The following is an 8,846-nucleotide window of genomic DNA, read 5'->3' on the forward strand; positions in this document are numbered from 1 at the left end:
CGCCCTGCCCGAAAACCGTATGCACCCACCCAGAGGACCCCCCGGATGTCACCTTCGCTCGCCGCGCCCGCCCCTGCCGCGACCCCGCCGCACACCGGCGGTCTGCTCCTGCTCTTGGACGGCACCGCCGGACTGCTGACCGTCGCCGCCATCGGTATCGCGCTGCTGCTCTTCCTGATCATCAAGGTACGGCTGCAGCCCTTCGTCGCCCTCCTCGCCGTCTCCATAACCGTCGGCCTGCTGTCCGGACTGTCCGTCACCGAGCTGTTCGGCACCGTCCAGCGCTCGGACGCCGTCTCCACCATCGAGACCGGCATGGGCGGCATCCTCGGCCATGTCGCCATCATCATCGGCCTCGGTACCATGCTCGGCGCGATCCTCGAGGTCAGCGGCGGGGCCGAGGTGCTGGCGTCCCGGCTGCTCGGGGTGTTCGGCGAACGGCGGGCACCGCTCGCCATGGGGCTCACCGGCCTGATCTTCGGCATCCCGGTCTTCTTCGACGTCGGCATCTTCGTCCTCGCGCCGCTGGTGTACGCGGCCGCCAAGAGGTCCGGCAAGTCGATCCTGCTCTACTGCCTGCCGCTGCTGGCCGGCCTGTCGATGACCCACGCGTTCCTTCCGCCGCACCCCGGCCCGGTGGCCGCCGCCGGTCTGCTGCACGTCCAGCTCGGCTGGGTCATCCTCATGGGCATCGTCTGCGGCATCCCCGCAGTGCTCGCCGCCTGGGCCTACTCGGCCTGGATCGGCAGGCGGATCTTCGTCGCCGTACCGCAGGACATGGCCGAGGCGGCGGCGGAGGCGAAGCGCGCGGTCGCGGCGGAACAGCGTGCCTCGGGCGTGGAGCCGCGGGAGGAACCGGTGCCGCTGGGCACGGTCCTCGGCATCATCGGTACGCCGCTGATCCTGATCCTCGCTGCCACCTTCTCCTCGATCGCCCTCGACCCTTCCACCGTCCGTTCGGTCATCACGTTCTTCGGCCACCCGTTCGTGGCCCTCACCATCGCCCTGCTCCTCGCCTACTACCTGCTCGGCATCCGGCGCGGCTGGTCCCGCAAGTCCCTGGAGACCGTCTCCACCGCGTCCCTCAAGCCGGTCGGCAACATCCTGCTGGTCGTCGGCGCGGGAGGGGTGTTCGGCGCCGTGCTGAAGGCGAGCGGGGTGGCCCAGGCGCTGTCCGACACCTTCAACGACGTCGGACTGCCGGTGATCTTCCTGTCGTACCTGATCTCGGTGGTGCTGCGGGTGGCGCAGGGATCGGCGACGGTCGCGATCGTCACCACCGCGGGCATCGTGGCCCCGCTGCTCGCCGAGGGACACCACTCCCAGGCCTTCGTCGCCCTGGTCATCATGGCCGTCTCGGCGGGCTCCATCTTCGCCTCGCACGTCAACGACGGCGGCTTCTGGATGGTGGCCAAGTACTTCGGCATCAGCGAGCGGGACACCCTGCGGACCTGGACCGTGCTGGAGACGGTCCTGTCGGTGGCGGGGTTCGCCGTGGCAGCGGTCTTGAGCATCTTCGTATAACGAAGTTGGGGGCTGACTGTGTCCGGCACAGGATCGTCGACCATACTGCCCGCGTGGAGCAGCGCATAGGTTCGAGCAGCCAGCCCCTGGAGGGCGAGCCGTTGAAGGGCGCCGGTTTCGACCCGGCCTTCATCCCCGGGCTCACGTCACCCCTGTCCACCCAGCCGGGCGTCGCCGGGTCGAAGGACACCGGTCCGCGGGACGCCGAGCCGGTGGACGAGCCGGAGGACACCGCGCCCGAGGAGAGCGCGCCGGAGGAGAGCGCGCCGGAGGAGGCCGCGGACGTCACGGACGCCGAGGCGGAGGCCTCTTCGGACGCGACCGGGACCGCCGAGGAGGAACAGGCCGTCGACGGGCCCGTCTTCGAGGCGGCCGACCGGCGCGCGCGGATCGTCGCCGACGCCCAGGGCATCCGTCTGAGCCTCGACGACCAGGCGTGCGAGTTCCGTTGGGACGAGATCGGGGCGGTGGAGACCGAGACCGCGCGCTTCGGCAAGCGGTTCACCGTCACGGTCCACACGCCCGACCGCCGCTGGTTCCCGATCGAGATCGAGGCGACGGCCAGGGCGCGTTTCAAGGAGTGGGAGGCGCAGTTGGACGCGGTCCTCGACGCCTACTTCGAGGACGGCGAACCCGACGCGGTCGAGGCGGTCGAGGCGGCCGCCGACGCCGACGAGCCGTCCGAGCCCGAGTCCAAGTCCGTCGAGGGCAAGGCCGACGACGACGTCGAGAAGGACGAGTCCGCCGCGTCGAAGTCATGAAGTCCTGAAGGCCTGAAGTCCTGAGCGGATCCCGGTGAGGTCCGGTCCGGTGACGTACCGGACCTCCCGCGGAGCGCTCAGGCGCAGTACTGCGCCTGCTTCCCGATCGACCGGTACATACAGTCCGCGTTCTCCAGCAGTTGGAGCACCGCGTCCCGGTTGCGCGACGTCTCCCGCTCGATCACCTCGTCGGGCGGGTAGAAGCCGCCCGCGGAGCTCGACGTCGGGTACATCTCGAAGGTGAAGTCGAAGATCTTCTGGGTGCCCCAGAGATAGTCGTCGATCGTGCCGTCGGTGATGTACAGATCGCTGGACTGCTCGGCCGTGTAGCCGTTGCTGGCCGCCATCTTCTGTCCGACGGCCTTGAACGCGGCGGCGTCGTCCGCGGTCATCCCGGTGGCCGTGTCGTTGTACGTGTACCCGAACGGCCACAGCACCAGCTCGCTGTACGTGTGGAAGTCGATCCCGGCGGTGATCTGCTGCTTCCCGCCGACGATCCGGCCGCGTACGAAGTCGGCGACGACCTTCACCTCGGGCGCGGACTCGGCCGACGCGCCGCGGTAGGTCTCCGAGGAGGCCGACCCCGAAGAGCCGCCGCAGCAGCCCCACTTGTAGTTCCAGTTGCGGTTGAGGTCCGTACCGACGGACGAGGAGCCGGAGTTGGGCTGACGGTTCTTGCGCCAGGAGCGGTAGGAGCCGGACGCGATGTCGTACTCGCCGCCGTCCGGGTTGAGGTCCGGCACGATCCAGATCTCGCGGTTGTTCACCATGTCGGTGACGCGGGAGTCGGAGCCGTAGCCCGCGCCGAGTTCGCGCAGCAGGTACAGCGCCATCTCCACCGTGAGGTGTTCGCGGGCGTGCTGGTGGAAGGTGAGGAGCACCTCCGGCTCGGACTCGTCGGTGGCCACGTTGTCGCTGACCTTGATGGCGACGATGTCGCGGCCTCCGTACGACTTCCCGATCACGCGCTTGCTCATGATGGACGGGTAGGCGGCCAGCCGCTGGTCGATCTCCGCCGTCATCTCGGCGTAGTTGTGGTACTTCGAGTCGGCGGAGGGGAAGTCGTAGAGCCGCAGGCCGCCGGCCGAGGAACGGTCGGGGGCCGAGCCCAGCGGGGAGACGTCGTAACCCTGCCGCCTCAGTTTGCCGATCTGGTCCGCGCGGCCGGAGACGACGACGCTCTCCGCGTCGGCCTCGTCGATGCTCACGCCGGCCGCGGCGATGGCGGTGCGCATGGCCGGGGTGCTGTGCCCGACGTGCACCTCGTACTGGTGGACGTCGTCGGACGAGGGGGCCGCGGCGCGGGCGCTGTCGGCGGTGGCGGAGGTGGTCGTGGCCGCCACCGGCGCGGCGAGCGCGAGGGCCATCAGCGCGGCGAGCGCGGCGCCGTGCCTGCCGCTCCGGGCGCCTGGGCCGCGTGGGCGAAGTCGCATGAGATCTCCTTGTTTCTCCAGGGATTCCGGGGTCGCCGGAAGTGGGGGTGGAGCCAGGGGGTGGTCAGTGCGACGTGCTGGTGCGGGTGTGCCGCCATCGTCGGCTCATGTCATGGCCGGGTCAAGAGCAGGCCGGGGATCGAGGGCGTGAACCAGCCGGGAAGAAGCCGCGCAGTGTACGCGGGACCGGGTCCTGTGACGCGGTCCCCGGCAAAGTGCACCCGAGGGTGTGATCGGCACGTGCATAGATGTGTGGTGCGCGGCGAGAGTGGGGCGTCCGCGCAAGGGGAGTCCAGCACGGGGGACCCATGAGCCGTACCCGACCCGCCGCCCCGGGGCCGTTCGACCACCGTATGGCGGTCTTCGGCTCGGACGACGGCTTCGTCGCCGCCGCCCGTCCCTTCCTCGCCGAGGGCCTCGGCGCCCCGGACGAACCGCCGCCCGTGGTGATCGCCGCCCCGGACAACCTGGAGGTGCTGCGCGACTGTCTCGGCGGCGACGCGCGCGAGGTCGGCTTCATCGAGCACACCGACTGGTACACCGGCTCCGCCGCCAACGCCGTCGCGCAGAGCGCCGGTTACCTCGCCTCCCACGCCGGGCCCGGCGGTCGCGTCCACCTGCTGATGGAGCCGGTGTGGGGCGGCCGGGCCGGGCGCTCGGTCCGCGAGAGCGCCGAGTGGATCCGCTACGAGGCGCTGACCAACCTCGTCTTCGCGCCGATGGCCACGACCGTCCTGTGCGCCTACGACACCCGCACCGCCGGATCCGCCGTCGTCGCCGCGGCCCGGCGCGCCCACCCCGACACCGAGGTCTACGTGGACCCCGTACGGCTGGCCGCCGAACTGGACGCCGTACCGCTGCCGCCGCCCTCGCCGGACGCGCGGCGGCTGCACGGAGGCGTGGCCAAGAACGCCGTACGCGCCTGGGCCAGCGGCCGCGGACTGCCGCTGGTGGACGCGGAACTGTTCGCCGAGGCCGTCACCGAGGCCGCCGCCCTGGGTCCGGTCACCGGCGCCCTGCTGTGGGGCGAGGCGCCGGTCTGCGTCGCCGAACTGAGCCTGGCCCGCCGGGTCGACGACCCGCTGGCCGGCTTCGTACCGCCGCCCGCCACCGGACTCGAACCCGGCCAGGGGCTGTGGTTCGCCCGGCAGGTGTGCGCCTACGTCGACGTCCGCGACGACGGCACGGGCGCGACCGTACGGCTCCAGTACGCCTGAGGGTCGCCGGAGCCGTCGCGGGACCGTCCGGGTCAGCCCAGCTTGCGCCACTTCGGGCTGAGGGCGATGTCCCGGAGCTGCTTCATCGTCAGGGCGGGGGTGGCCCGGGTGGCGGCGGTCCGCTGGCTGGCGGAGTTGAAGCCGCTGATCACCACGCGCAGGCCGTCGGTCCGCAGGGTGTCCACGGTCCACATCACGACCCCCGAGCCGCCCTTCTCGCCGGGCCCCTGGTGGGAGGTGACGAGCGTGCCGTCGGAGCGGGTCTCCGCGCCCCCGAACAGCTCGCCGGCGAGGTCCGACGCGCCGGGCTGCACATTGATCTGGACGTAGCTGCGGCCCTTGCCGTCGTCGAGGACGAGGTAGGCGAACTCGGTGTCCTCCCCGCTCTTCGTCACCACCTTCATCCCCTTGGGCAGCAGACCGGTGAGGGTCCGGACGATCGCCTTGCCGTCACCCGCGGGAGTGGCGGGACCGGCCGGCTCCTCCGGAACGGGCTGGGTGTCGGCGATCTCGCGCCACTCCTTCGCGGCGGCCAGCTCCGTCAGCCGGGCCACGGAGAGCGCGGGTTCCGGGCGGGTGACGGGGGAGCCCTTCTCGGCCGCCGCGTTCCACTCCCGCACGGAGACGTGCTGCCCCGACGGGGTGATCAGTTCCGCGGTCCACATCTTCGTGTCCTCGCGCTTGTCGGGGTACTCGTACCCCTGGAGGACCATGAGGACGGAGTCGTCCGCGAGGTGCGTCGTCGTGCAGGCGTCGAACGGGGTGAAGACCTTGTCCGGGCACTGGGTCGTGTCCCGCGCCTGCTTGCCGCCCGGACGCACCCGGTCCACCCCGACGGAGACGGCCGTGGCGCCCTTGCCGTCGTCGAAGACGAGCTGCGCGTACGGCGGCAACTCGGTGTCCGTGCCGCGCCCGTCCTGCCCGCTGAACTTGCCCTTGGGGAGCAGCTTCTCGAGCGTACGGATCATATCGTCGCGGGAGAGGGCCGTGGACGTGGACGTGGACGCGGACTTGGTCTCGGAGTCGGCCGGACGCGGCTTGGCGGCCACCGACGACGGCTGGGCGGCGGTCGCATCGCCCCACGGCACGAGCAGCGCGCCGCCCACGCCCACCAGCGCGATCCCGGCCACGCTGCCCACGACGGCGGTCCTGCGCAGCAGTTGCCGCCGCCGTCCGCGGGCCGCGCCACCGGCCGCGAGCGCGGCCCGGTCGGTGTCGAAGGTGCTGCCGGTCTCCTGGAGGGCGGCGGAGAGCCGGTCCTCGAAGGGGTCGCCGGCAGGCGTGCCGGACAGGTCGTCGTAGGAGTCCATGGGCATGACGAACCACCGTTTCCGCGAGGTCTGGGGTGAGGTGAGAGGTGACGGTCGGAGCAGTCGGGGAAGGTGGGGGAGAGAGGGAGGGGTCAGGGGCGGGAGGGATCAGGGGCGGGCGTAGGCGCCGACGTCCTCGCCGAGCAGTTCCCGCAGCCGGCCCAGGGCCCGCACACAGCGGGTGCGCACGGCCGCCGAGCTGGCGTTCATCGCGTCGGCGGTCTCCTGGATGGAGCGGTCCTCCCAGTAGCGCAAGACGATCACGGCCCGGTCCTTGGCGGGCAGGGTGCCGAGCGCCGACATCAGGGTGAGCCGCAGCGACGGGTCGGTGAGGGTGCCGTCCGCTCTGTCGGGCAGGAGGTCCGTGGCCCGCTCGCTGCTGCTGCGGCGCCGCTGGTGGGCGAGGAACGTACGGGTGAGGACGGTCTGCGCGTAGGCGGCGGGGTTGTCGGCCCGGGAGACCCGGCCCCAGCGGGTGTAGAGGCGGCCGAGGGTCTCCTGCACCAGGTCCTCGGCGAGATGGGTGTCACCGGCGGTGAGCAGGCAGGCGGACCGGTACAGGTGCCCCGCGCGTGCCGCCGCGAACTCCGCGTACTCCTGCGCGCGGACCTGCCTCATGTGTGCCCCCCGGTCGTGGTTCCCGACTGCGCCGTGCTGCCCTCACTCCATTGATGCGGCGGGGTACGGGAAATGTTTCAGGACCGGCGCATCGACAACTGAGATCTGGCTCACAGCGAGCCGGGCGGGGTCGTGGACGTGAAAGAGCCGGGGCGGGCCGTGCGCGTGGTGCGCGCGGCCCGCTCCGGCTCGGGTCGGGTGTTACGGGTGCACGTCGGTCACGGCAGGGCGTGCACGTGCGGGCCCACCGCGTTCGACCAGGCGTTGCCCGCCGAAGCGTCCCAGTTCGTCGACCAGGTCATCGCGCCGCGCAGGGCGGGGTAGGCCTTGGAGGGCTTGAACGAACCGCAGTTGGTGAGCCTGGTCAGGCAGTCGAGGGCGTTGTTCACGATCGTCGGGGAGACGTAGCCGCTGCCCGCGCCGCTGGTGGAGGCGGGGAGGCCGAGGCCGACCTGGGACGCGTCGAGGCCGCCCTGGAGCTGGATGCAGGCGAGCGCCGTCAGGAAGTCGACCGAGCCCTGCGAGTAGACCTTGCCGTCGCAGCCCAGCATCGAACCGCTGTTGTAGTACTGCATGTTGACGACGGTCAGGATGTCCTTGATGTTCAGGGCGGTCTGGAAGTACGAGTTCGACGTCGACTGCATGTCGATGGTCTGCGGGGCCATCGTGATGACCAGCGACGAGCCCGCCTTCGCCGACAGCGACCGCAGCGCCTGGGTCATGTAGGTCGCGTTGAGGCCGTTCTCCAGGTCGATGTCGACGCCGTCGAAGCCGTACGTCTGCATCAGCGAGTACACCGAGTTGGCGAAGTTCGTCGCGGAGGCCGGGTCGCTCACCGAGATCGTGCCGTTCTGGCCGCCGATCGAGACGATGACCTTCTTGCCGGCCGCCTGCTTGGCCTTGATGTCCGCCTTGAACTGGTCGACGGTGTAGCCGCCGAGCCCGGCCGAGTCGAGCGTGAAGCTCACCGCGCCCGGCGTGCTCGTGGCGTCGGCGAAGGCGACGGCGATGATGTCGTACTGCGACTGCACGGCGGAGAGTTTCTGCACGGTCGCGCCGTTGTTGAAGTTCTGCCAGTAGCCCGTCACGGCGTGCGCGGGCACGGTGCCCCCGCCGCCCCCGCCGGACGCGGTCGTCGTCCCGGTCACGGCCGACGACTTCGCCGACTCACCGGCCGAGTTGGTCGCGCTGACCTGGAACGAGTACGCCGTGGAGGCGCTGAGCCCCGAGACGGTCGCGGAGGTCCCGCTCACCGACTGGACCTTGGAGCCGCCCCGGTACACGTTGTAGCCGGTCGCGCCGGAGACCGTGTTCCAGGCCAGCGAGACGGACGACGAGGTCGTACCGGACACCGCGAGGCCGCCCGGTGCGGCGGGGACCGTGGGGGCCGGGTCGCCGCCTCCGCCGCCGTCGGGGCCGAACACCGAGAAGTCGTCGGCGAGGTAGGCGGGCTGTCCGTACCAGCCGTGCGACCAGACCGACACCGACGTCGTCGAGGCACCGGTGGTGAAGGTGGTCGACAGCTGTGTCCAGGTGGTGTTGGGCGTCCAGGTCGAGACGTCCGTCGTCCCCGTACCGGTCACCCCGAGGTAGGTGTAGGACCCCTGCACCCATGCGCTCAGCGTGTACGTCGAGTTGGGCTTCACGGCGACGGACTGGGAGCACTGGGCGTAGTCCTGCCCGGCCGGTGTCGCCTTCAGCGCGGCCGCACCGCCGTGCACCGGCGAGGAGACGGTCGTACCGCTGCCCGCGGAACAGGTCCAGTTGGTCAGGCCCGACTCGAAGCCGGCGTTCTTGACGTTGTTGACGTCCGCGGCGGACGCCAGGCCGGCGCCGGCGAAGGTCAGGGACAGGGCGGTCGCGGCGGTGGCCGCCCAGAAGCCGGAGCGGGCGCGTGCGGCGCGGGTGCGTCCGGGGCGGGCGGGTCTGGGGAGGGCTGGTGCGCGGTCCACGGGGGCCTCCGGTGGGGGAAGAGATGGGGGG

At 71.3% G+C, this 8,846-nt stretch carries 7 protein-coding genes; 3 read left to right on the forward strand and 4 right to left on the reverse strand.

Going from position 1 to position 8,846, the window contains the following annotated elements:
• Positions 1-45: 45 nt before the first annotated feature.
• Both ACZ60B_RS02430 and ACZ60B_RS02435 read left to right on the forward strand, forming a co-directional pair.
• A complete protein-coding gene (locus tag ACZ60B_RS02430; protein ID WP_469383515.1) occupies positions 46-1,524 on the forward strand; it encodes a GntP family permease in 1,479 nt (492 codons plus the stop codon).
• A 53-nt stretch (positions 1,525-1,577) separates the two neighbouring features.
• Positions 1,578-2,285 carry a hypothetical protein gene (locus ACZ60B_RS02435; protein WP_469383517.1) on the forward strand — a complete coding sequence of 236 codons (708 nt, stop codon included), beginning with the start codon at positions 1,578-1,580 and terminating at the stop codon, positions 2,283-2,285.
• 77 nt (positions 2,286-2,362) lie between these two features.
• Here ACZ60B_RS02435 and ACZ60B_RS02440 read toward each other — a convergent pair whose 3' ends face one another.
• A complete protein-coding gene (locus tag ACZ60B_RS02440; RefSeq protein ID WP_469383518.1) occupies positions 2,363-3,718 on the reverse strand; it encodes a M14 family metallopeptidase in 1,356 nt (451 codons plus the stop codon).
• Positions 3,719-4,026: 308 nt separating this feature from the next.
• On the opposite strand from ACZ60B_RS02440, the gene ACZ60B_RS02445 reads away from it, so the two are divergent.
• Complete coding sequence (locus ACZ60B_RS02445; protein WP_469383519.1) at positions 4,027-4,935, forward strand: anti-sigma factor RsbA family regulatory protein; 909 nt, start codon at positions 4,027-4,029, stop codon at positions 4,933-4,935.
• Positions 4,936-4,967: 32 nt separating this feature from the next.
• Here the strand turns inward: ACZ60B_RS02445 and ACZ60B_RS02450 are convergent, their stop codons facing one another.
• The 3 genes from ACZ60B_RS02450 to ACZ60B_RS02460 form a co-directional block, all read right to left on the reverse strand.
• Positions 4,968-6,251, reverse strand: coding sequence for a hypothetical protein (locus ACZ60B_RS02450; protein WP_469383521.1), 1,284 nt, complete (start codon positions 6,249-6,251; stop codon positions 4,968-4,970).
• A 102-nt stretch (positions 6,252-6,353) separates the two neighbouring features.
• Positions 6,354-6,863, reverse strand: a complete 510-nt coding sequence (locus ACZ60B_RS02455) for a SigE family RNA polymerase sigma factor (RefSeq protein ID WP_469383522.1) — start codon at positions 6,861-6,863, stop codon at positions 6,354-6,356.
• A gap of 218 nt (positions 6,864-7,081) precedes the next feature.
• Positions 7,082-8,815 carry a chitinase gene (locus ACZ60B_RS02460; protein ID WP_469383566.1) on the reverse strand — a complete coding sequence of 578 codons (1,734 nt, stop codon included), beginning with the start codon at positions 8,813-8,815 and terminating at the stop codon, positions 7,082-7,084.
• Positions 8,816-8,846 lie beyond the last annotated feature (31 nt).

Source organism: Streptomyces sp. NPDC104096 (assembly GCF_055584385.1).